This is a genomic window from Nostoc sp. DSM 114167 (genome assembly GCF_052692655.1).
On the sequence record NZ_CP195116.1, the window covers coordinates 7,388,171 to 7,411,013 of the forward strand.

18 protein-coding genes are annotated in these 22,843 nt (G+C 42.7%); 9 read left to right on the forward strand and 9 right to left on the reverse strand.

Annotated features, from left to right (window positions below; genetic code table 11):
* Positions 1-46 precede the first annotated feature (46 nt).
* On the forward strand, positions 47-2,839 hold the full coding sequence (locus tag NSTC731_RS30990; protein ID WP_445628296.1) for a response regulator: 2,793 nt from the start codon (positions 47-49) through the stop codon (positions 2,837-2,839).
* A gap of 148 nt (positions 2,840-2,987) precedes the next feature.
* On the opposite strand, the gene NSTC731_RS30995 is transcribed toward NSTC731_RS30990, so the two are convergent.
* The 6 genes from NSTC731_RS30995 to NSTC731_RS31020 form a co-directional block, all read right to left on the reverse strand.
* Entirely contained in the window at positions 2,988-4,490 is a 1,503-nt protein-coding gene (locus NSTC731_RS30995) for an HlyD family efflux transporter periplasmic adaptor subunit (RefSeq protein ID WP_445628297.1), read from the reverse strand.
* Between the two features lie 93 nt (positions 4,491-4,583).
* Positions 4,584-4,874, reverse strand: coding sequence for a hypothetical protein (locus tag NSTC731_RS31000; protein WP_445628298.1), 291 nt, complete (start codon positions 4,872-4,874; stop codon positions 4,584-4,586).
* Positions 4,875-4,972: 98 nt separating this feature from the next.
* The gene (locus NSTC731_RS31005) at positions 4,973-7,918 is read right to left on the reverse strand and encodes a peptidase domain-containing ABC transporter (RefSeq protein WP_445628299.1); all 2,946 of its coding nucleotides are present in this window, start codon (positions 7,916-7,918) and stop codon (positions 4,973-4,975) included.
* A gap of 26 nt (positions 7,919-7,944) precedes the next feature.
* The gene (locus NSTC731_RS31010) at positions 7,945-8,748 is read right to left on the reverse strand and encodes a peptidylprolyl isomerase (RefSeq protein WP_445628300.1); all 804 of its coding nucleotides are present in this window, start codon (positions 8,746-8,748) and stop codon (positions 7,945-7,947) included.
* A gap of 149 nt (positions 8,749-8,897) precedes the next feature.
* Positions 8,898-9,635 carry a PPC domain-containing protein gene (locus NSTC731_RS31015; protein ID WP_445628301.1) on the reverse strand — a complete coding sequence of 246 codons (738 nt, stop codon included), beginning with the start codon at positions 9,633-9,635 and terminating at the stop codon, positions 8,898-8,900.
* A 790-nt stretch (positions 9,636-10,425) separates the two neighbouring features.
* Positions 10,426-11,184, reverse strand: coding sequence for a PPC domain-containing protein (locus NSTC731_RS31020; protein WP_445628302.1), 759 nt, complete (start codon positions 11,182-11,184; stop codon positions 10,426-10,428).
* A 630-nt stretch (positions 11,185-11,814) separates the two neighbouring features.
* Here NSTC731_RS31020 and NSTC731_RS31025 point away from each other — a divergent pair.
* The 4 genes from NSTC731_RS31025 to NSTC731_RS31040 all read left to right on the forward strand — a co-directional run bounded on the left by NSTC731_RS31025 (position 11,815) and on the right by NSTC731_RS31040 (position 15,014).
* Complete coding sequence (locus NSTC731_RS31025) at positions 11,815-12,036, forward strand: SDR family NAD(P)-dependent oxidoreductase (protein WP_445628303.1); 222 nt, start codon at positions 11,815-11,817, stop codon at positions 12,034-12,036.
* 722 nt (positions 12,037-12,758) lie between these two features.
* The gene (locus tag NSTC731_RS31030; protein WP_445628304.1) at positions 12,759-13,634 is read left to right on the forward strand and encodes an SDR family oxidoreductase; all 876 of its coding nucleotides are present in this window, start codon (positions 12,759-12,761) and stop codon (positions 13,632-13,634) included.
* A gap of 136 nt (positions 13,635-13,770) precedes the next feature.
* A complete protein-coding gene (locus NSTC731_RS31035) occupies positions 13,771-14,811 on the forward strand; it encodes an SDR family oxidoreductase (protein WP_445628305.1) in 1,041 nt (346 codons plus the stop codon).
* On the forward strand, positions 14,811-15,014 hold the full coding sequence (locus tag NSTC731_RS31040; protein WP_445628306.1) for a hypothetical protein: 204 nt from the start codon (positions 14,811-14,813) through the stop codon (positions 15,012-15,014). Before NSTC731_RS31035 ends, NSTC731_RS31040 begins: the two co-directional genes overlap by 1 nt.
* A gap of 54 nt (positions 15,015-15,068) precedes the next feature.
* Here the strand turns inward: NSTC731_RS31040 and NSTC731_RS31045 are convergent, their stop codons facing one another.
* Complete coding sequence (locus tag NSTC731_RS31045) at positions 15,069-15,317, reverse strand: hypothetical protein (RefSeq protein ID WP_445628307.1); 249 nt, start codon at positions 15,315-15,317, stop codon at positions 15,069-15,071.
* 724 nt (positions 15,318-16,041) lie between these two features.
* Between NSTC731_RS31045 and NSTC731_RS31050 the strand changes: the two genes are divergently transcribed.
* Positions 16,042-17,898: a glycoside hydrolase family 2 protein gene (locus NSTC731_RS31050; RefSeq protein WP_445628308.1), complete on the forward strand. Its 1,857-nt coding sequence runs from the start codon at positions 16,042-16,044 to the stop codon at positions 17,896-17,898.
* Positions 17,877-18,977: a galactose-1-phosphate uridylyltransferase gene (galT, locus tag NSTC731_RS31055; RefSeq protein ID WP_445628309.1), complete on the forward strand. Its 1,101-nt coding sequence runs from the start codon at positions 17,877-17,879 to the stop codon at positions 18,975-18,977. Before NSTC731_RS31050 ends, galT begins: the two co-directional genes overlap by 22 nt.
* A gap of 355 nt (positions 18,978-19,332) precedes the next feature.
* Here the strand turns inward: galT and NSTC731_RS31060 are convergent, their stop codons facing one another.
* Positions 19,333-19,821 (reverse strand): helix-turn-helix transcriptional regulator, encoded by a 489-nt coding sequence (locus NSTC731_RS31060; protein ID WP_445628310.1) that lies wholly within the window; start codon positions 19,819-19,821, stop codon positions 19,333-19,335.
* A 140-nt stretch (positions 19,822-19,961) separates the two neighbouring features.
* Here NSTC731_RS31060 and NSTC731_RS31065 point away from each other — a divergent pair, with 140 nt between their 5' ends.
* Together NSTC731_RS31065 and NSTC731_RS31070 are read left to right on the forward strand one after the other, a co-directional pair.
* Positions 19,962-20,306, forward strand: a complete 345-nt coding sequence (locus tag NSTC731_RS31065) for a hypothetical protein (RefSeq protein ID WP_445628311.1) — start codon at positions 19,962-19,964, stop codon at positions 20,304-20,306.
* Between the two features lie 54 nt (positions 20,307-20,360).
* Positions 20,361-21,641 (forward strand): hypothetical protein, encoded by a 1,281-nt coding sequence (locus NSTC731_RS31070; protein ID WP_445628312.1) that lies wholly within the window; start codon positions 20,361-20,363, stop codon positions 21,639-21,641.
* Positions 21,642-21,784: 143 nt separating this feature from the next.
* On the opposite strand, the gene NSTC731_RS31075 is transcribed toward NSTC731_RS31070, so the two are convergent.
* A protein-coding gene (locus tag NSTC731_RS31075; protein ID WP_445626187.1) for an IS630 family transposase occupies positions 21,785-22,662 on the reverse strand; the annotation gives its coding sequence in 2 pieces (ribosomal slippage) (positions 21,785-22,330 and positions 22,333-22,662; 876 coding nt in all).
* Positions 22,663-22,843: the final 181 nt, after the last annotated feature.

Here is a 22,843-nt window from a genome sequence, read left to right on the forward strand (position 1 = left end):
GGGCATTCTTTTCACTGTCACCCTTACATAAATGTAATGTAGTTAGATGTTACGCATTCTTCTAATTGATGATAATTTGAATGACCGCCTACTGGCGATTCATGTACTAAAGCAAGAGTTTTTTGACCTCCAGTTTCACGAAATTGTGCAAGCAAAAGACTTGGAACAAGCATTAGAAACAGGAGAGTTTGATTTAGTAATCACTGACTATCAATTACGCTGGAGTGATGGCTTAACTGCAATCCGGGTAATTAAAAATCGTTATCCTGATTGCCCAGTAATAATGTTTACCAATAGTGGTACTCAGGAAATTGCCGTTGAGGCGATGAAATCGGGATTGGAAGATTACATCATCAAGTCTCCTAAGCACTATGTTCGATTACCCGCAGCAGTCCGGCGAGCAATAGAGCGGACTGAAGCTCAACATAAAGCAGTCAGGCTAGAATCACGCCTTCAAACTTTGCTGAATAATTTAAATGTGGGAATTTATCGCTTAACGACAGATGGCACTTTACTCGAAGGCAACCCCGCGTTTCTACGGCTGTTAGGTTTAAATTCTCTTACTGAAATTCCCGCAAGTCAAACCCTTGAGCCTTATTTCCAACCATTGGACTATGCCCAAGTTCTCAACCAATTAAAGCAAAATAGCGAAATCCGCGATCGCGAGATGCAATTGCGACGAGCCAATGGTACTTTAATTTGGGTGCGAATTAGTACAACTTTGACCCAAGTAGATGGTAGAACCGTTATTGACGGCTTAATAGAAGATATTAGCGAGCGTAAACAAGCAGAAAAAGCTCTACACGAAAGTGAGGAACGCGCACAGCTTGCCGTTAATATCAGTCGGCTTGGGACTTGGCATTACGATCCCAATACGAACTTCGTCGAGTTGGACAAGCGAATGCGCGAGATTTGGGGCGAACCAGATGACACCGCGATTATCCCTCTGTCGATGGTAATAGAGCGCATCCACCCAGACGATTGCGAGCGTGTAGTCAACACCATCAGCAATACACTCGACCCGATGTCGTCAGGTACTTATGAAATTGACTATCGGATCTTGTGGAAGGATGGAACTGAGCGGTGGATATTCGCTAATGGGCAGATGCAATTTGAGGGAGAGGGGGTGTCCAAGCAGGCGGTGAGGTTTTTGGGAACCGCACTCGACATTACCGAACGCAAACGAGCAGAGGAACGGCTGCATCTGCTGTATGAAACAACCAGCGATTTACTGGCCACGGAACATCCCATGCAGTTGATGAATAACTTATTTAACAAGCTATCAGCCCAGCTAGAGTTACATTCTTACTACAACTATATGGTTGAGGTAAAAGACAACCAGCAAATGCTGCATCTGAGCAACTATGGGGGGATCTCTGAAGCAACGGCTCAATCGCTGGAATGGCTTGAACTTGGGCAATATCTTTGCGGAATGGTGGCACAAGAGCGACAGCAAATTGTCTTCGATCGATCGCAAATCTCCACGCATCCTAACGCGCAGCTTGTCAACTCAATTGGCATCACGGCTTATGCTGGACAACCATTGATTGTGCAGGGACGGTTACTGGGGACGCTCTCCTTTGCCAGCCGCACCCGTACCTGCTTTACTCCCGAAGAAATCGATCTGTTGCAATCCACCTGCGAACAGATGGCGATCGCTATTGAACGGGCAAATCTCCTCGCTTCAATCCAGCAACAAGCTCAACAATTGCAACAAGCCAACCGGATTAAAGATGAGTTTCTGGCAGTATTATCCCATGAGTTGCGATCGCCCCTTAATCCGATTCTGGGTTGGTCTAAGCTGCTCCAAACCTGTAAGCTGGACGAAGCCAAGACTGCTTATGCCCTGAGTGCGATCGAACGCAATGCCAAGTTACAGTCCGAACTTATTGAAGACTTGTTGGATGTCTCCCGAATTCTGCAAGGCAAACTTAGCCTGAAAGTTTGCCCAGTCGATCTAGTATCGATCGTTAAAGCTGCAATGGAAACTGTACAGCTGGCTGCTGAAAGCAAGTCAATTCAAATTCAGGTGAGGCTTGAACCAAATGTAGGGCAAATTTTGGGCGATCCCAACCGATTACAGCAAGTGATTTGGAATCTCGTCTCAAACGCGATTAAGTTCACTGACATCGGAGGACAAGTGGATATCCAGCTCAAACAAGTTAGCTCTTTTGCCGAAATCACTGTTATCGATACAGGTCAAGGGATTCACCCTGACTTCCTCCCCTATGTATTTGAATACTTCCGCCAAGCAGATAGTGCTACAACCAGAAAGTTTGGTGGACTGGGATTAGGGTTGGCGATCGTCCGTCACTTAGTCGAATTGCATGGCGGAACTGTTCGGGTAGAAAGTGCAGGTGAAGGTCAGGGGGCAACCTTTACTGTAAGACTTCCGCTCATGGCAACTCCATCCCAGAAGAACGCAGGCAGTAAACCGCCTGAACCATCCTTAAATTTGCATGGCATCAAAGTTTTGGTAGTAGATGATAATGCAGATACACGGGAGTTTATTGCTTTCATGCTAGAGATGTATGGAGCGAATGTAACAACTGTCACCTCAGCCTTTGAAGCTCTCGCTACTTTAACCAAGTACAGAGCAGACGTGCTACTCAGCGATATTGGGATGCCAGAAATGGATGGCTATATGCTGGTACGCCAGCTGAGAGCCTTGCCCTACCAACAGGGTGGGAAGATTCCAGCGATCGCCTTAACAGCATTTGCTGGAGAAATTAACTATCAAAAGGCTATAGAAGCAGGTTTTCAAGGGCATATTCCGAAGCCTATCGATCCAACAAACCTGGTTGAGACGATTACCGATTTGGTTAAACAGACCCAGTAAGGGGGGCAGGGGGCAGGGAGCAGGGGGCAGGGGGAGAAATAAAAGCTTAATCCAAGCGTATTGGATCTACAACGATTTTATTTTGGTTTTGTTTAGAGATGGGTGTACGCCGTAGGCTTCTAGGGGAGAGGTTTTTCAATCTTTTTGTTTAGCGCAGAGACTTTAAGCTTTCAGTCTTTTGTACTAAGAAATCAGTGAAGATGCTCATAATTGTGCGCTGACGTAATTTCACATTCGCATTAATGGACATCCCTGATTGCAAGGGAATTTGACGCTGATTAATTAGTAATTTCTGCCCATGTAGGCGGACTTTTGCGGAAAAACGCCAGAAATTATAAACTTGGTCTGGAGGTAAGGCATCAGAGCCAATCTCAATTAGTTCGCCTTTGATATCACCATACTCTTGGAAGGGAAAGGAATCAATTCTCACATCCACTTGTTGTCCTTCTTTGACAAAGCCGATATCGCGGTTGGTGATATATACGTTAGCAACCAAGTTATCACTAGGAACGAGTTTTAGGAGCGGTTCGCTGGAATTAACTACAAACCCTGCTGTTTTGGCTTTGAGTTCAAAGACAGTTCCATCTACGGGTGCTGTAATTTTCTGATATTTCAGAGTTTGTTCTGCCTGAATCCACTTACTATCAATCTCTCCAATCTGACTATTAATTTCATAGAGGCGTTTTTGATTATCTACAATTACCTTGGTTAATTGGCTGTCAATTTCGGCAATGTTTTTGTCATTATCTGTAATTTTGGCTAGTAAATCTTCTTGAGACACAGCCGCAGTGTTGCGAAGTTTTTGATTTGATTGGGCGATCGCTAATTGTAATCGCTGCTGTTCCCGATTCAGTCGGATCACTTCTGCTTGTTTGCTGCTGACATCCTGCTGTTGTTTCAAGTACTGCACCTGGGAAATCGCCCCCTGCTGCGCTAGAGGTTCAAACTTGCGGAGAATTTGTTGATTAATTGTCAGCAACTCTTTAGCGCTAGTTAATTCCGCTTGAGTTTGGAAAAATTGCTGTTGCGTCTGTCCCGTTTCTAAATTAGCTGTGGCTAAACGCGATTCCAATTCTATTTGGCGATTTCGCAAGCGTAACTGTTGCTCTCTTGTAAAACTATTTCCAGCAGTCGCACCATTTAATTGTGTCCGATACAACTGGTTTTCGGCAATTATCGCGGCTCGGCTTTTGGTCAAAAAGGCTAATTCTGGTTTAATTTTCAACAGAGCAGTTTGCTGTGCTACTTCCTGTAATGATATGTTCCCTTGCATCTGGCGGCGATAGAAGTCATTTTCTTGCTCTAGCGCCTGTTTCGCCAGCAATTGAGCCGCTCGACTTTGCTTTAACGAAGTTAACTCTGCCTCCGAAGAAGTTTTTTCTAGGGTAACGAGTGTTTCACCTTTTTTGACTCGCTGACCATCTTTGACTAAAATCTCATTGACAACACCATGAATCGGAGCCTGAATTTCTTTGACTGCACCCTGTGGTTCTAGCTTGCCAGTAGCATGAATTGATTCATCAATTTGGAAGACTGAGGCCCAGATTACGGTGAAGGTGCTAACTCCAACAATAGTCCAGGCGATCGCTCTTGACCAAGTAGGTGTTTGTTGTAAAAGTACTGGCTGGTCGAATTTATATTGAATATTCATAATAAATGGGGAATGGGGAATAGGGCATTGGGGAGTGGGGAGTGTTGAGAGACGCGATGAATCGCGTCTGTACAAGAGTTAGAAGTGCTAAGGTTAAAGTTCCAAGTTCAAAGGCTCAACGTTCCAGCAAAAAGGTGCAACTTCCGAGTTCAAAGGCTCAACGTTCCAGCAAAAAGGTGCAACTTCCGAGTTCAAAGGCGCAACGTTCCAGTAAAAAGGTGCAACGTTCCAGCAAAAAGGTGCAACTTCCGAGTTCAAAGGCTCAACGTTCCAGTAAAAAGGTGCAACTTCCGAGTTCAAAGGCGCAACGTTCCAGTAAAAAGGTGCAACTTCCGAGTTCAAAGGCGCAACGTTCCAGTAAAAAGGTGCAACTTCCGAGTTCAAAGGCTGAAGTATCGAGTTTTAAGCTTGAAGTTTCATTATTTAAAGTTGAAGCGATAGTATTTACTGCTGACAAATGACAAATGACAAATAACAAATGACTAAACTTTCGCTTCCTGTTGCTGATAAAGACAGTAGTAATAACCTTTGAGCGCCATTAATTCTTCATGAGTTCCCTGTTCTACCACAGCACCTCTATCCATCATCAGAATAATATCGGCATTGCGGATTGTGCTGAGGCGGTGAGTAATGAAAAACACTGTTTTATCTTGAAAAGCTGACGCTAAGTTACGGCAAATTTGGGCTTCGGCATTGTAATCTAAGGCGCTGGTAGCTTCATCCAGAATCAGTAATTGCGGGTTTTGCAAGACAGTACGAGCGATCGCTACTCGTTGGCGTTGTCCTCCAGAAAGTCCCGAACCTCGTTCGCCCACACGGGTGTTATAACCACTGGGCAAAGACATAATAAAGTCATGGGCATAAGCTACCTTGGCGGCGGTAATAATTTCTTCATCGCTAGCATCAGGATATCCCAAGGCAATGTTTTCGCGGATGGTGCCATCAAACAATAGGGTATCTTGTAACACCATACCAATTTGACGACGTAAGGAATAAAGTTCTACTTTGCTGATATCATAGTCATCAATCAAGATTTTGCCGGATTTGGGTTCGTAAAGTCGGGGTAATAATTTTAGCAGTGTGCTTTTACCGGAACCGCTTTGCCCAACAATTCCCACAAAGGAGCCAGCAGGAAAGTCTAAGTTAATATTGCATAGTTGCAATGGCCCGTGTTCCGAGAAACTGAAGCTGAGATTTTCAAAGCGGACACTACCTTGAACGCTGGGCATCAGGATATTTTGACAGTTACCGATTTCTACTTCTTGGGGAGTATCTAAAATATCAGCAAGGCGTTGCAGAGATAAAGCGGTTTCTTGGAAGTTCTGCCAAAGTTGCATTAGGCGTAACAAGGGACTGGTGACATAACCAGCCAGGATGCGGAAAGCGATGAGTTGTCCCAAGGTTAGATGCTGATTGAGAACTAAAAAAGCTCCCACCCACAGCACTAACATACTAGAAAACTTGTTGAGAAAACTGCTAACAGAACCGGCAGTAGTTTGGGTAGAGACTGTTTTGAAACCTGCGCTGATGTAACGAGCATAGCGTTGTTGCCATTGCCAACGCGATCGCATTTCTAAATTTTGCGCCTTGACTGTCTGCATTCCCCCCATCACTTCCACTAAATAAGATTGCGTTTCGGCATTGCACTCAGCTTTTTCTTGCAGTTGTCGTCGCATCACAGGTGATACCATCAAGTTGAGCAAGCCAAACAACGGTACTGTTGCCAAAGCAACTAATGTCAACACTGGGCTGTAAATCGCCATCACTACAATGTAGACCACTGAAAATACAGCATCCATCACCACAGTTAAAGCTGTACCAGTTAAGAAAGAGCGGATGTTTTCCAGTTCGTGAATTCGCGTTGCCAATTCCCCCACGGGACGGCGTTCAAAGTAAGATAATGGCAGACGCAACAGGTGATTAATCACCTCAGAACCAAGGGCGAGGTCAATTCGGTTAGTAGTATCTGTAAATAAATGAGTGCGGATACTGGTGAGTACTGCTTCGATAACTGCTACTACTAGCAAAAAGATGCCAAAAACTTCCAGGGTATCGGGACTATTGCCAACCAATACTTTATCAATAATCACCTGTGTGGCAAGGGGATTTACCAGTCCAAACAGTTGGATAACAATGGAAGCGATTAGTACTTCAATTAATACTTTACGATAGCGCCGCAGCGAAGGTACAAACCAACTCAAACTAAACCGCGCCTTGGGAGTATTTTTGGTGGTTTGCAGTAGCAGGACTTCTCCTTCAGTCCCCCAGTTTTCCGCAAAGTCTCGTAATTTGTAGCGTAGTAGTCCCATCTCTGGAACGGCAATGAGTAATTCTCGATCGCTATTTTTGTAAATAATTGCAAAACTATCTTGCCAAGAAATCATTACTGGTAGTTGCAAGCGTCCGACTGCGGTAGCGGGAACTTTTACCATCTGTGTTGTCAACCCCATCAACTCAGCAGCAGCAGCGCAAAATTGCAGAGATATAACGCCTTTCTGTTCGTGCTGCTTGGTCAACACCCGTTGTAATGTATCTCTGCGCCAGGAAATGTTAAAGTATTGGCTCAACATCTGGAAGCAAGCTAGTGTTGCATCCAGCGGTCCTCTACCTTTGATATAAGGAAACTTCTTTTGTTTACCTTTAGCTGCTGGTGCTTCGGTGACAGTAATTTCTGAGGCGTAGGGAATCTCTGCGGGTAAGAGTGTTTTTGGTGTAGGAGATGCGAGATTTTCTCTAAATATTGATTTGGGCAATCCCACCAAACGCATATTTGTATTAAATTTCAGTTTGGGGTTAAGTTCATCCAACTCTAAGCGACTCCCCACAGGGAACTCAGCATCAAAATTACTGCTGACTAACCACAAAAATTCTGAATCTAACTGCTGGCGGAAAACTTTGCGTGCAGGAATTGTTTGGATAATCGCAACTTCAGTTGCAGCTTGGGCAAGTTTAACTAAATTCCTGCTCCCGTCTGCGCGACGGCTGAGTTCTTCGGTAAGCAGTTCATGCACTTCTAAGAGAGTAATCTCATTTTGCAAGGCGTGAACAAAAGGCTGTTCCTGCTTGAGTAAAGTTAGAAAACCAGCAATAGGTAGATTAATAGCGATAACTTCAGTAGAAGCGATCGCAGTTTCACAAGCAATACCCCGTACATGACTTACCCAACCCAAAACCTCTCCTGGTGAGAGTAACTTCAGTGTCGCCGGATTTTGTCCTTGGGAATTGCAGGTTAATAAACGCGCTTGCCCTTGGTAGATAATGCTAATCCAATTGGGCATAGCTTCCCTGGTTACTATTACCTGCCCGATGCGATAACGACAAAATTGCACCTTGTCGAGCAAATTTTCTAAAACATTTGGTGGCAGATAATTGAAAGGAAATAAATCGGCAATATATTCTTGAATATCAACGGTTGTATTTGTCATCATCTTGCACCCTATTTTAATAATTTTTCCTAATTTGCATTCTTAATTTTGAATTTTGAATTTTGAATTGGTATGATTCCCATCCAGGCTTTTTCTTCTGGTGATAGTTGACTTAGTTGCTGTTGAAACCAAGCTTCAAAATTCTCTTGCAGCAATCGTTGGCGCATAAAATCGTCCAACTGGGCACTTATAAACTTTTCCACGCGTATAATTATCCATGAGTCTCCAAAGGGTACGGGTGGTTGAATTATACCTACTTGACTTGTGCAAAGTAACTGAGCAAAATTGGGAGCGATCGTACCAAGTTCTACTGGGCCGATGATGCCATTTGTATCAGCTTCTGGACCTTGAGAATATTCACGAGCTAGTTCCGAGAATGATTGTTCTCCTTCTGTAATTCGGAAGAATAGCTCGTTAGCAGTTCCTCTACTATTAGTCCGAATTAAAGAATAAATGACTCGATCGAAATGTCTTTTGTATTTGAGAAAGTAAGATTCTAGTTGATGTCCCCAAGTTATTTGCTTGAACTTTTCTACTCTCAGCTTCCGGGTGGCGAAAAGTTCTAATTGTTCTTGAGTTAAACTGTAACGCAAACACCAATCTTGGATTTTTTCTTCGCTGTTTAAATCCCAATTCTGATAAAATTGCTCTAGAGCCTGAGTTGTTTCGGCATGTGTGCAGGTAATTGGTGCGATCGCTAATTCAATAATGCTCTGAGATAACAATTGCGGAATTAGATTGTAACTTGCTAAAAAGGGAATAATTTCTGGCGGTAAGAGGGCGCTGCCGCTACGCCCATCGTAGACATCGCCTAGTTGTAATGTTTTATTCATAATATTTATGCAAATATTTAAGCCATGCAGAGATAAATTGAGAAATGCAAGCGGTATTCAGGTATAGATTTGTACCGCTTGCATCATTTGCATACTCTTGAAAGCATTGTATGGCAATGGTTTCAATTACCACTCATTAATGCCTAAACTTAAGCAAAGGTAGTAGTGAAATGGTCAAAAGTCAAGTTGAAGCTAGTATTGCCACTAAATTGATTGACCTGCAAGAAGTAGTTACCAGATGAAGTAATATTAGAGATTACATCCGACGTAGTACCACCCCTAGTAGAGCTTGCAACTACCTCATTTGCATCAACAATGCGATTGTTGTTAAAGTCTTGAATCAGTCTGATGTCAGCATCACTTGTGAGTCCACTCAATGTAATGTTGACACCCTCAAACGATCCTAGAGAGAATTGGTAAACATCTGCTGTGTCAAAGTCGCTTACAGAACCAAATTGATTAACATCAGCTGACAAGTTGCCAAGTTCAACCTCTTTAGGCAGAAGATTGCTCAAATCGCTTGTCGAGTTGGGTGTAGTCGCAGACACGGCAAAATCATAACTTATAGTTCCTGAACTAGCAGCACCGCGAATGACTTGGGCAAAATAAGTCCCTGTATTTTCCTGATTATTGATAGATTCATCTCTATTAGAAGACCTAGTGGACAAATCAACTGGTTGATCATTAGCATCAAAAATCCCGTTACCATTGTCTCGAAAAAGTAACAGTTCGGGATCGCCAACACTGATATCTGTCACAGTCAGATTGATGTTTTTGGTACTGCCGAGTCGAAACTGAAAGACATCAGTAGGATCGGATGTAGTTAAAGTTAAGTTGTTTCTAACAACAGGAGTAGTGCCTATTGTACCAAGATTGGAAAGTGCCATTTTTTTGTCCTTTAAGTGCTGATTGTGATTTGGTCAAATTCAGGTAAGTTGTGGTTTGCACAGATGTAAACTTTCTATTGGAAGTTACATTTACTGGAATTTGGTCGCTTAGAGTTTGATGAAAATAAATAAAATTTATTATTTTCAATAGAGCATTAGCTGTTTGGTTTTGTGCTTGCCGTGTTGAAAACCTGTTGTTTAACCATGAATCTAAATTAAACTGTTTCTTTAATAAACACAGCATGAAAAAGACTTATATAGTTAGGTGTTTGAAAGTAAATTCCAAGTGCTTTGTATTGTTTAGTCATAAAAAGTCTTATGACTCACCATTGGCGTAATTAAAAATGAGTCTGATGAAATAAGAGATGTGTGAAGAAGTAGGCGAAAGCTTGTATCAAGCGATGCTAGCACCACAAGCCTTGTTGTAATTAAGACAAAAAGCCTCTAATCGCTCAGAGGCTGCTTATACTTAACTGGATGTTTCTGGTAGTCTTTAAGCGATCGCTAATTTATGAGTTTTCACTCCTCATTTGTTACACTTCACTTCATCAACCGAACCGACGATAGAACCCCACAGACATACATCTGTGCTTAAATCCCTTCCCCGATTGAAGCTTAAAAAATCTTTAACATCAATTTTGTTGAAATATTTGATTGATGCAGCTATAATTTATGCAATGAAGCGGTAAAGTTAAGGTATAAATTTGTACCGCTTGCATCATTTGCATACTCTTGAAAGCATTGCCGTACAATGCTTTCAAGCACTACTTACCACTGCTAATGCCTAAACTTAAGCAGGGACAGAGAACTGGCTAAAAGACACATTGTAGTTAGTGTTGCCAGTGAATTCAGTTACCTGCAAGAAATAGTCACCACGTACAGTAATGTTGGAAATCAGTTCTGAAGTAATACCTCCATTATTAGAACTGGCAATTACTTCGCCTGCATCGACGATGCGATTGTTGTTAGAGTCTTGAATCAGCCGGATATCAGCATCGCTGCTTAATCCTTCCAATCTGATGTCGACTTTCTCACGAAATCCCAAAGAGAAGCTGTAAACATCAGTAGTGTTCTGATTATTGACGTTACCTGTACGAGTGGTATTACCTGACAAGTGACCAAGTACAAATTCTTTAGGAAGAAGGTTGCTAGAACTAGCTGAAATCGGAAAAGTTCCAGCAGGTTCAGTTGCAGACAAGGCTAAATCGTAACTGACATTTCCTGAACTACCTGGAGCAAAGCGAGATACTTCCGCAAAAAAAGTACCTGAGCTAGTTTTAAAGTTAATCGCCTCATCTTGGTTGCTTCCGTGATTGGAAACAAGTCCAACTTTTCGGTCTAAGTCGTCTAGTACGCCGTTATTGTTCGCATCTCGAAACAGCCTGATGTCAGCATCATCGCCAGCGCTAATATCTGTCAGAGAAAGGTTGATATTTTTGCCACTGGTGATTTGGAATTTAAAGACATCTGTAGGATCGGATGTAGTTAAATCAAAGTTATTCTTAACAACAGGTGTGCTACCGAGTGTACCAAGATTGAAAAGTGCCATTTTTTTTGTCCTTTAGATGTTGATTGTAATGCGGTCAAGTTCGTTCAGATTCAGTTATGGTTTGCACAGATGTAAATTTTCGATTTAAATCGATATTTACTGGAATTTAGTGGCTTAGAATTTGATGAAAATAAAAATTATTTATTATTTTCAATAGAGTCTTAGCTGTTTGGTTGTGTGCTTGCTGTGTTCAGAACTTGTTGTTTAACCATGAATCTAAATTAAACTGTTTTTTCAATAAGCACAGCATGAAAAAGACTTCTATAGTTAGGTGTTTGTGAAAGTAAATTCCCAGTGCTTTGTATTATTTAGTCATAAAAAGTCTTATGACTCACCATTGGCGTAATCGAGAATGAGTTCGATCAAATAATAGATGTGTGAAGAATTAGGCGAAAGCTTGTATCAAGGCGATGGTAGGACTACAAGCCTTGTTGTCATTAGACCTCTTGGTATTTGTGCTTTTTGCAAGAGGGGGAAAAGGGTAAAGGTTAAAGGGGAAAGGGGCAATACAGAGCCTTTTCCCCCGCCCCTTATCCCCAGAGAGGACCCCACCTTCCCCCTTCTCCTTTTCCCGACAAATGCCAAGAAGGCTATTGATACAAAAAGCCTCTGATAACTCAGAGGCTTCTTATGATTAACCGTAAAACTGTACTAATTACAGGTGGTTCGCGGGGGCTAGGGCTAGTTATGGCACCCCATTTGATTCAAGCAGGAGCGCGTTTGGCGATTTGCGCCCGCGATCTGCAAGAATTGGAGCGATCGCCTACTGAACTAGAACAACGAGGTGGAGAGATTCTGGCTGTACCTTGTGATGAAATAAGGATAATCAGGTGTTTTGCATGGCAGGGGTAGACGCTATCTGTGCAGTGGTTATCTACAAGCTACATGACTAGCGATCGCTAAAGCCCACATAAGTGGATCGGCGTAAATAATTATTGTTGGGCTAAGGCAGGGGGCAGGGGGAGAAAGAGTCTGAGCCTTATTTACTTTTTTTGACACAGTTTGGTTTTATTGCACCGACTTACTTATCTTTAGTTAACAATATATCTAATATTAAAATCTCAATCCAAATAGTTAATTTGAATCGTAGTTCCAGAAGAACTAAATTACTTACAAATGCAATTCAAAATCCAAAAAAACTTTAAAAAACAGCTTTTGAAGAAATAGCCACAACAGTTTACAGAGTAAATAGTAAAAATTTATAGTATCGATAGATTTAAAATTTGTTATACCATTTATTCTTTTTTATCCTATATCTAAAGGTGGAAAAGCCGATTGAATATTACTAAGCATTAATCTAATTTGCTTGCTTGAAGATAACCTTCAATTTATTTAAATATAAGATTTGTGTTTTTAAACACACAATCACTCAGAATTAATCTCAGCCTACAGGTAGAAGTTCGGTTAAGTAATATACAGTTACTTGGTAACTATCAAGAACAAAGAATCAAACAACAAAAGGATAATCACTACAGCAGATGCTGCATTAGGCGCTTGAACAAAAGCAGTCTTACTTTATTTAGCTTTTTAATTTAGTTTTTTACTTCAAACCCAGCTAGTAGAAAGGAGAGTTAATGATTTCACAGAACCTACAAGAACAACCAAAGCCGCCGTTTCCTGAACAACAGCAAGATGTGCCAGGACTAGAGTCACAGATGAACCCGAAGCCAGATTATGGCGAAAATTCTTATTCTGGTTCTGGAAAACTGCAAGGGAAAGCGGCTATTATCACGGGTGGCGATTCTGGCATCGGGCGGGCAGTCGCGCTTGCCTTCGCCCGCGAAGGTGCTGATGTGCTAATTGCTTATTTAAACGAAGAACCGGATGCAGAAGAAACCGTTCGCATCGTCGAAAAAGAGGGGCGTAAGTGCATCGCTGTTGCAGGTGATATCCAGGAAGAAGCGCAATGTCAACAGATTATTGAACGGGCGCAAAGTGAGTTCGGCAAAATCGATATCCTCGTTAACAATGCCGCTTTCCAGATGACGCGAAAAAGCCTTGATGAGATTTCGTCAGAGGAGTTCGATCGCACTTTCAAAACCAACATCTACGCGATGTTCTACCTGTGCAAAGCCGCAGTGCCGTATATGCAGCCAGGTAGCGCCATCATCAATACTGCCTCCATCAATGCAGCTGAACCGAAGCCGAAGCTACTGGCGTATTCGGCAACCAAGGCAGCGATCGTCAACTTCACTGGTGGGTTGGCGCAGTTACTAGCCGAAAAGGGCATCCGAGTTAACGCTGTCGCGCCAGGCCCAGTGTGGACACCGTTAATCCCGGCAACCATGCCAAACGAACAGGTGACACAGTTCGGGCAGGAGTACCCAATGAATCGCCCCGCACAGCCAGCCGAGCTTGCACCAGTATACGTGCTGCTAGCTTCTTCCGAAGCCAGTTATGTTTCAGGTGCGGTGATTCCCGTTACTGGCGGTCAGCCCGTTCTTCCATAGCACTTTGCTTTGATGCCAATTTCTATCAGTCTCATTGCAGATGCTTTGGCTAAACCTGCCCTGGCATTTGCGGATTTGGCGAGAACCTGCTTTCAAATCAATTCAGTGGGGCGAAATTCAAGTCAAGAAACTCAGTATGCAACAAAAAAATATCTTCAAAAAAGCCTCACGTCGTCAAGTTCTCGGCGGCCTATCTATTGGCGTTGTCGCAGCGCAAACGGTACCAGTCTTCGCACAACAAACATCTACCCCAGCAAATCAAAAAGTGACACCCAACCAGGAAACACCCAACCAGTCTGTCAAGCAGAACCCAGTTAAGCAATATCCGAGTCCGCCTTTTTCGCAACAACCGCAGGAGCCACCTGGTCTTGCCAGCAAAATGATTCCGCGACCCGATCACGGTGAGACAAGTTATCAGGGTTCTGGACGGCTAGTAGGACGCAAGGCGCTGGTGACAGGCGGCGATTCCGGTATTGGTCGGGCAGCTGCGATCGCCTTTGCGCGTGAAGGTGCTGATGTTGCGATCAACTATCTGCCGGTCGAGGAGCCAGATGCCCGCGAGGTAATTCAACTGATTCGATCGGCAGGACGCAAGGCGGTGGCGATTCCCGGCGATATTCGCAACGAAAACTTCTGCAATCAACTCGTCGAATCCGCCGTGCGCGAACTCGGCGGACTCGACATTCTGGTTAACAATGCTGGTAGACAACAATCTGTTGACTCGATTCTCGATCTCACAACCGAACAGTTCGACTCAACGTTCAAGACGAACGTCTACGCGATGTTTTGGCTTACTAAAGCTGCTGTGCCGCACCTCAGTCCCGGTGCAAGCATTATCAATACTTCCTCAGTCCAAGCCTATGACCCTAGCGAGAACCTGCTCGACTATTCCCAAACTAAGTCGGCGATTGTCGCCTTTACCAAGTCACTGGCAAAGCAGCTTGCGAAAAAGGGTATCCGTGTGAATGCGATCGCGCCTGGGCCTTACTGGACACCGCTCCAGGTTAGCGGCGGTCAACCGCAGAGTAAAATCGAAAAGTTCGGCAGTGACTCACCGATGGGACGTCCCGGACAGCCTGCGGAGCTTGCCCCTATTTACGTGCTGCTTGCCTCGCAAGAGTCGAGCTATGCTACTGGGCAAGTGTTGGGCGCATCGGGTGGAAGCGGAAATCCTTAATGCCCAACCAGCAATGCAGCAAGCTAGATGAACTGGTATCCGCTCAAATTAACTACCGATCGTTCTATCGGGCTGGCTACGGTATGCATGAGCGGGGAACTCACCAAGGCTGGATTCGATCGGGCAGCCTCTACGTGAAGGCACAGAAGCATCCTGTTACCACAACTATTATTGTTGCTGGTCTTGGTACCTCAATCTGGTGATTTACATCGTTTGCGGTTTAAGAAGTTCATTAGTGCTTCGAGCCGGCTGGCGATTCACCTTCTCTGACGAGACTGCTCAACGCCTTTATCGTGAGCCGAACGGCAAAACGAAGCATGGCATATTTTGTGGGCAGCACCGAATGCCAGCATTTTAGCAGGTGTAAAAATTGCCATAGTTCTTGCTGGAGGAAAACTACCCAGTTGTTGAGCGACTTGCCCTGACTTGTACTGAGTTTCGACACTTCGACTGCGCTCAGTGCATCGCTGCGCGGTAATCGAGCAACTTGTACTGAGTTTCGACACTTCGACTGCGCTCAGTGCATCGCTGCGCGGTAATCGAGCGACTTGTACTGAGCGTAGTCGAAGTAAGTCGAGATTCAACTACTGCGTAGTCAAAGTAGTATAGTCGTACCCCTTGGGGGTAGCAAGCTACGCAAAGCGTCCCGTAGAGAAGAAAGTCGAAACACTGTTTCCTGCTGTTACCAAAGGGAACAGGGGTTTAGGACAAGAACACCAAATTTTCTTGTTTTGTGGCTGGCGTGGTTGCAGACAAAAATGCTCTCTATTTAGCAATATTCAATGAATGGTTCCGTTATTCTCTTATATAACCTGATTTTAATTATTTCTCTTTTGTTTGCTAATGCTTATTGACTAATAAATGATTTTAAAAAATTTACTTAAACAATTGATATAAATAAAATTTTCATGACAACCACTTTCTCGTGTGGCAGATTTATGATAGTTATTAGGCACCTAAATATAATGCTTTTTTTTTAGATAACCTGGCAAAGATTGATAATGTATATGCCATAATGTCACGAGCTAGGGGTATATAAATTTATTGTTATACTTCATCACGTAAGTGGGGAAGGTATCAGTATTGGCTACGAAAAAATATAATGCTACTAGCTCGAACCGATTGATGAACGATCGGGTCAAAACTCTTGCTATATCTGGAAACCCAATATTGGGGTCTGGATTTAGTCTATAGCAGGGGTTGATTGAGTTATGGATAGGAGGAAATTTGATGAAATTGTTAGATTTAGAGAATCCTGAGGTTAAATTGACCTCTAAAACAGATAGTAATTTTGTGGACTTAACAGCAGCACACCCACGACCATTGTTAAAGCGATCGCAGTGGCAATCTTTAAATGGGCTGTGGAAATTTGCATTTGACGATCGGGGAAAATGTGTCGAACCCAGCGATTTTAGCGAATGGTGTCATCATATAGAAGTTCCTTATGCGCCCGAATCTACCAAAAGTGGGATTAACGATCGCGGGTTTCATCCAAACTGCTGGTACGAGCGGGAATTTGAAACGCCACCAGGGGACGGCAGATTAGTCTTACACTTTGGCGCTGTAGACTATCGCGCTCGTGTGTGGGTAAACGATAAATACATAGCCGAGCATGAAGGCGGACACACCTCTTTCAGTCTCGATATTACCCATGCCTTAAATGACACTGGTACAACCAAGGTAACAGTGTGGGCGCAAGACGATCCGCACGACCTCGCCAAACCTCGTGGTAAACAGGATTGGCAATTGAAACCTCATAGTATTTGGTATCCTCGCACGAGTGGTATTTGGCAGACAGTTTGGCTAGAGCGCGTAGGTGAGACTTATATCGGTAATCTTCGTTGGATTCCCGACTGCGAACGGTGGGAAATTGGGTTTGAAATTGGGCTGGCTGGTAATTTACCTACTTCAGGTGTCCAAATTAAAATTAAACTCACTGCTGGCGATCGCGTCTTAGCAAGCGATACCTATGAAGTATTCAATGGGGAAATTTGCCGCCGCATTGTTCTGAGCGATCCGGGTATTGATGACTGTCGCAATGAATTGCTGTGGAGTCCAGAAAAGCCAACGCTGATAGATGCCCAAATTCAGCTATGGGATAAAGATCGTCTGTTAGATGAAGTGCAATCTTACACAGCGATGCGGACTGTCAGCGTCCAGCGCGATCGCTTTATGCTCAATGGTCGCCCCTACTATCTGCGGCTAGTCCTCGATCAAGGCTATTGGCCTGAGACATTAATGACCCCACCCAGTGACGAAGCATTACGACGTGATGTAGAACTCGTCAAAGCTATGGGTTTTAATGGAGTACGCAAACACCAAAAAATTGAAGACCCCCGCTTTTTATATTGGGCAGACGTTTTGGGGTTGTTAGTATGGGAGGAGATGCCTAGCGCTTACCGCTTCACGCCGAAAGCCGTGGAACGGATGACCCGTGAATGGACGGAAATCATCAAGCGAGATGTTAGCCATCCTTGTATTGTGGCGTGGGTACCGTTTAATGAATCTTGGGGAGTCCCAAATTTGACTGAGACGGCGGCTCATCGTAACTACGTGTTGGCAATGTATCATCTGACTAAGACTCTCGATCCGACTCGCCCAGTAATTGGTAACGATGGTTGGGAAAGTACAGATACCGACATCCTTGCTATTCACGACTATGAACGCCACCCAGAGCGATTAGCCCATCGTTACAGACCAGATATTCAGATATCAGATTTATTTGAGCGTAGCCGTCCTGGGGGACGTATCCTCACCCTGGATAACTATCCTCATCAAGGACAACCAGTAATGTTGACCGAGTTTGGTGGCATCGCCTATGCCCCTCTCGATCAACCTAATGCAGAGCAAGCTTGGGGATATGAAAACTGCTCAAATATCTCCGAATTACAAATGAAATACGCGGCTCTGCTGGAAACCGTTAATGACATTGAGCTATTTAGCGGATTCTGTTACACACAATTAACAGATACCTTCCAAGAAGCTAACGGTTTATTGTATGGCGATCGCACTCCGAAATTTCCCATTGAGGCAATCCGCGCAGCAACCCTCTCAGGACAAGGTTTATGTACTCCCACAAGCTGTTAAAGCCCGACGGACGCAAACTAAAGTTATACAGTCGCTACCCAATTACTAGTCAGTTAGAAGCCACTAGCCCTAGTAATGAGCCAGTGCAAGCTAATCCTCACTTGCGCTGGCACCCCTTGCGGGGGGAATGGGTAGCTTATGCTAGTCACCGTCAAGGGCGGACATTCATGCCGCCCCCAGAATATAATCCCCTCGCACCTACCACCAACCCTGAGTTCCCAACGGAACTACCCCAAGGTAAGTATGATGTGGCAGTGTTCGATAACCGCTTTCCCTCAATGAGTCTGGCAGCCAACAATCCACCTGATACCATCGTGGAAACGTTGCCAGCTAATGGAGCTTGCGAGGTAGTGGTTTTTACTCAAGATGCCCGCGCTTCTCTGAGTTCCTTACAGTTGGATCATCTAGATTTGCTGTTAGAAGTCTGGGGCGATCGCACCCGCGAACTAGGACTAAATCCTGAAATTCAGTACGTGCTGCCCTTTGAAAATAAAGGGGTAGAGGTGGGTGTAACATTGCACCATCCCCACGGGCAAATTTACGCCTATCCTTTTATACCGCCTGTTCCGGCGCGAATGCTGTCAATGCAGCAGGAGTATTATCAAGAACATCAACGGGGTTTACTGCAAGACTTGATTCAGAAGGAAATTGCAGACAATCAACGGATTATTTATCAAGATGAGTATGCGATCGCCTTTGTCCCAGTCTGCGCTCGTTACCCCTATGAAGTCTGGCTTGCACCAAAAGAGCCAGTTAGCACTTTTATAGATTTGACTCCACAACAACGTTGGGGACTTGCCAAAGCGTTAAAAACTGTCACTCTCAAGTATGACGGTTTGTGGAATCGCCCGTTTCCTTACTTGATGGCTTGGTTCCAAGCACCAACTGACGGTTTAGCTCATCCCGAAGCGCATTTACACGCCGAGTTTTTTCCACCATATCGCACAAGCGAAAGGCTAAAGTATCTGGCGGGAACCGAACTTGCAGCAGGAATGTTTGCCAATGATGCTTTACCGGAGGAGAAAGCGAAGGAACTACAAACTGTGGTGGTAAATATTGAAGAACCGGTTTCGGTGTGACAGGGTTTGGAACTGTAACTTAATTTCTGGACAAACCAACGCATAAATTGGAAGTTTGTCCACCTCTTGAATTAGTTCATCAACAAACTGTCTTAACCGTTCCTTCTAATCGGGGACGGTTTTTAACTTTTCTGTAATACCGTTTCACGTTAATAATGATATAAATACCTTGCTAGGGGCATAGTATTATTTATTGGTGTCAACTTCAGAAGATAAAGCCCAAATTTGTTGGGTGTAAGCGTTAATCTCAAGGGTAGCACTTACGGCTGGTTTTGACTAATCCAAAGAGCTTTTGATGTTCCACAAGATAGCTCCAAGCTTATAAGCATGGTCTGATTAAAGCATAAGATAAAGACTAATTGCTTTTATAATTATCTAAATTATTTAATTCATCTTCCAAAGAATCTAAATCTTGAAAAGTGGGAATTTTCATACTAATCAAAAACACTATTTGATTATTTTCAATATTTATATTGGTTACATTAACTACTGCTTTATCAGGTGATAAATCTAAGCCTGGAACCTTTATCGACTGATTTTTATACCCTGCATCATCAAGCCATTCAGAAATATTTCGCCAATTTTCTAACTTTTCATCAGACTTATCCAACAGACTTTTTACATACCTGTATATGGTTGCACAGAGGTCAGTTTCTACTCCCTTCCCATTTTTACCAAGTTTCTCAGCTATTTCAGCCGGACTGAAGCCACAAAGCAAACCCCGCAAGTGTCGCTTTTCCACTGGTGTCAAACGCTTACCTTTCACTGATGACAAATCAGAGTAAAGGGTTTCCAAGTCCCAGTGGTTTTCTGCTTGCATAAAGGGTTCATTGCTAGATGCCATAGTCAAATTTTGAAGATTGTCTTAAATTTCCTGATGTAACTTTACCATTATCCCTGATAGCAGCTAGGAGATAATTCGCTTTTAACTGCGGGATACTGAGATAAAAGCAACAAAAATTACATTAATTTTAGCGATCTATTATGGATAAGCTAGTTGATAAAATCGTGGCATTAGGTGTGCCTGGTCTTGTACTTTTGGTGGCTATGGCTGTGACGGGATGGGCTGGAGCAGCTGCAATAACAGCAGCTTTAGCAGTGCTTGGTGGGCCATTCGGAATGCTTGGAGGAATTGCTGTACTTGGCTTGCTTGCTCTAATGTCACAAGGATTAGCTGAGTATGGATTTGAAGCAATTTTTAAGTCTACCGTAGATCAACTTAGAACAAGAGGGAAATCTAAATCAGATATAGAACGTGAGATTGAATCTTACCCTATTTCAAACGATTTGAAATTGAAGATAAAGGATTATTTGAGAAACCTTGCATAGTTGAGATCCTGCTCCATATTTTATTAATCGATCCTTCAAATAACTAAATTGACTATGAACACTAATCAAGAACAAGAATTAACTCAAAACCCTGTATCTGAATCAGGTGAAGATAATCAAACGATTGAAGAAAGACAAAAAGGAGAGTTGTATAAAAAGATAATTTCATTTTTACAAACTATACAATCAAGCTTAAACAATCTATTTACTGCCCTATTTAAACCTAATTCTCCATCCAAGCCTGTTGATGAAGGGACTTTTTCTCAGAAGACAGAGCGTATTCATGCCTATAGTGATTTTATTAAATCTGCATCTAAATTCATTTGGATTGGTGTTGTTTTCATAATTATTATTCAACTATGGGGTAATTCTTCGCTCAATCACATCAGCAATGTTTCTAAACGTAAATCAAATACTGTCACCATTACTATTCCTGAACAAAAGCTATCTCAAATGTCTGATGATGTTGCAAATGCTCTTAGCAAGGCGTTAGTTAGTGCTAGAGCATCTGCATCGAATAATCTGGAACAATGGCATGATGAGGTAATGCAACGTGTAGACCATCCGTTTCTCGATTGGTACTACAATTATTTTACTCAGTGGGGTGTTGGTGTAGAAGCTATTTGGGTAAATATTAGTGCTACTTCAGAAGAAGAAAAAGCTGAAAAGTTAATTGGTAATTTCCAAAATGAATTTACTAAAAAGGTTTTGCAACCATCATCAATGCAACTTGAAATGGAACGCTTTACAAGAGAAGCAATTGATAAATATGTATCTGAAGCTAATCAAAAATTAGCAGGAGTCCAAAGTCAGTATCAAATTCCCAAACCTGTTTGGGAAGAATTTCTAGAAGGTTTAGGAAGTACAACATATAATACAGGCAGCAAAGAGCAAAATCTTTCTGTTCGCGCACTTTCGCGAGGTACAGGTTATGTAGCTGCCAGTGCAATGATGAAAGCTGTTAGTGTTATTGGTACTAAGAAAATTGCTACAGGAATTGTGAGTAAAGGAACTTCTAAAGTAGTCGCTAAGATAGCAACTAAAACTGCAACAAAGGTAGCAACAGAAGGAACAGGTGAAGTTGCTGCTGGACTTTTAGGTTTAGAGCTACTTAATCCTCTTGCTGGTTTAGGAATTTTAGCATGGGATATCTGGGATCATTATCATACAGTTAAAATAGAAAGACCAATTCTCAGAGAAAATCTCAACAATTATTTGAATGAGGTAAAAGACTCATTACTAAATGATAAGGAAAATGGAATTTTGTCTTCAGTGAATAAATTCCATGATGGAATTCTGGACACTTTAAATAGCAAGCCAATTTTAGTTAAATAAAAGTTGTTTGTTCGTAATCAGAATAATTAAAATCTGTCTATGCATACTAAAAAATATTTAGTATGCGTAGGCAAGTTTTGTTTTTTAAACATATTAAAGTATAGCTAAATAACTATTTAGCTATATAGCTGTTGCCAGTAGAGTTAGGACACAGCAGATTTGAGAACAGATTCCATAGCTGGTCGTAAATCAGAACAAGAGGATAAGATGTGGCGAATACGACATTTAAGCCAAGCCCAACACTTTTCAATGCGGTTGAGGTCTGGAGAATAAGGCGGCAAATATAATAACTGACAACCTGCCTGCTCAATCAATTGGGCAATACGTCCGCCATGATGAAAGGTGGCATTATCAAGAATAATCACTTGTCCTGGTTGGAGTACAGGAATTAAGCAAGTGGAAACCCAAGTTTCAAAAACTATTCGATTACAAGCTCCTTCCACAGTAAATGGTGCCATCAACTGTTGTTGGCAGTAGGCAGCAATCATATTGACCCGACCCGTTCTGCGTCCTGACTTGAGTGCTTCAAACCTTTGACCTCGTTGACACCAGCCATAACCGTAATCATCCCGTGCATCCATTCCTGATTCATCTATATACACTCGTTGTGACTCTGGAATTAAATCTAATTGCTGGATAAAAATGGCACGTTTAGCCTGATCTCGTTCTCGGTATCCATAAGACTTTTTTTTCGAGACCAACCTATTTTTTTCAACCCTCGTGAAATCGTCCTCGGACTGATCTGACCTGACCATAGCTGTGCCATTTGCACTTGTGTCTTGTCCCCGTGCATTTGAGCAAACTGACTAAACTCCTCCCAATCTATAATTTTGGCGTTTGTTTTCTGGGGACGAGTCGGCTTAGGCTGGTAGTCTCCAGTTTCCGCCTGCCTTTGTAGCCATAGATTTATGGTGTTGCGACTGATTTGGAATACTTGCGCCGCCTCAGTTTTGGTCATGCCATCTAATACGATCGCATTGATTACTTTTTGTCTTAAATCATAACTGTAGGGTTTTGGCATCGACTGTATTTAATTTTCTCTTTTACCTTCTCAGTTTACGTCCTAACAGTCTTGTCCGTTGCTATACTTTAAAAAATTATAAGCTTAGTAAATTTGTAACAAAATATTTACATTTAATGAGTGAATACTTTTATACAAAGTCAAAAATTACGAAGAAATATTTCGTTTTTTATATCGATTT

Coding starts and splice junctions, on each gene's coding strand:
- NSTC731_RS31065 (WP_445628311.1), top strand. CDS start 19,962: ATGGATAAGCTAGTTGATAAAATCGTGGCATTAGGTGTGCCTGGTCTT.
- NSTC731_RS31020 (WP_445628302.1), bottom strand. CDS start 11,184: ATGGCACTTTTCAATCTTGGTACACTCGGTAGCACACCTGTTGTTAAG.
- NSTC731_RS30995 (WP_445628297.1), bottom strand. CDS start 4,490: ATGAATATTCAATATAAATTCGACCAGCCAGTACTTTTACAACAAACA.
- NSTC731_RS31005 (WP_445628299.1), bottom strand. CDS start 7,918: ATGATGACAAATACAACCGTTGATATTCAAGAATATATTGCCGATTTA.
- NSTC731_RS31030 (WP_445628304.1), top strand. CDS start 12,759: ATGATTTCACAGAACCTACAAGAACAACCAAAGCCGCCGTTTCCTGAA.
- NSTC731_RS30990 (WP_445628296.1), top strand. CDS start 47: ATGTTACGCATTCTTCTAATTGATGATAATTTGAATGACCGCCTACTG.
- NSTC731_RS31040 (WP_445628306.1), top strand. CDS start 14,811: ATGCCCAACCAGCAATGCAGCAAGCTAGATGAACTGGTATCCGCTCAA.
- NSTC731_RS31050 (WP_445628308.1), top strand. CDS start 16,042: ATGAAATTGTTAGATTTAGAGAATCCTGAGGTTAAATTGACCTCTAAA.
- NSTC731_RS31035 (WP_445628305.1), top strand. CDS start 13,771: ATGCAACAAAAAAATATCTTCAAAAAAGCCTCACGTCGTCAAGTTCTC.
- NSTC731_RS31070 (WP_445628312.1), top strand. CDS start 20,361: ATGAACACTAATCAAGAACAAGAATTAACTCAAAACCCTGTATCTGAA.
- galT (WP_445628309.1), top strand. CDS start 17,877: ATGTACTCCCACAAGCTGTTAAAGCCCGACGGACGCAAACTAAAGTTA.
- NSTC731_RS31010 (WP_445628300.1), bottom strand. CDS start 8,748: ATGAATAAAACATTACAACTAGGCGATGTCTACGATGGGCGTAGCGGC.
- NSTC731_RS31060 (WP_445628310.1), bottom strand. CDS start 19,821: ATGGCATCTAGCAATGAACCCTTTATGCAAGCAGAAAACCACTGGGAC.
- NSTC731_RS31025 (WP_445628303.1), top strand. CDS start 11,815: ATGATTAACCGTAAAACTGTACTAATTACAGGTGGTTCGCGGGGGCTA.
- NSTC731_RS31015 (WP_445628301.1), bottom strand. CDS start 9,635: ATGGCACTTTCCAATCTTGGTACAATAGGCACTACTCCTGTTGTTAGA.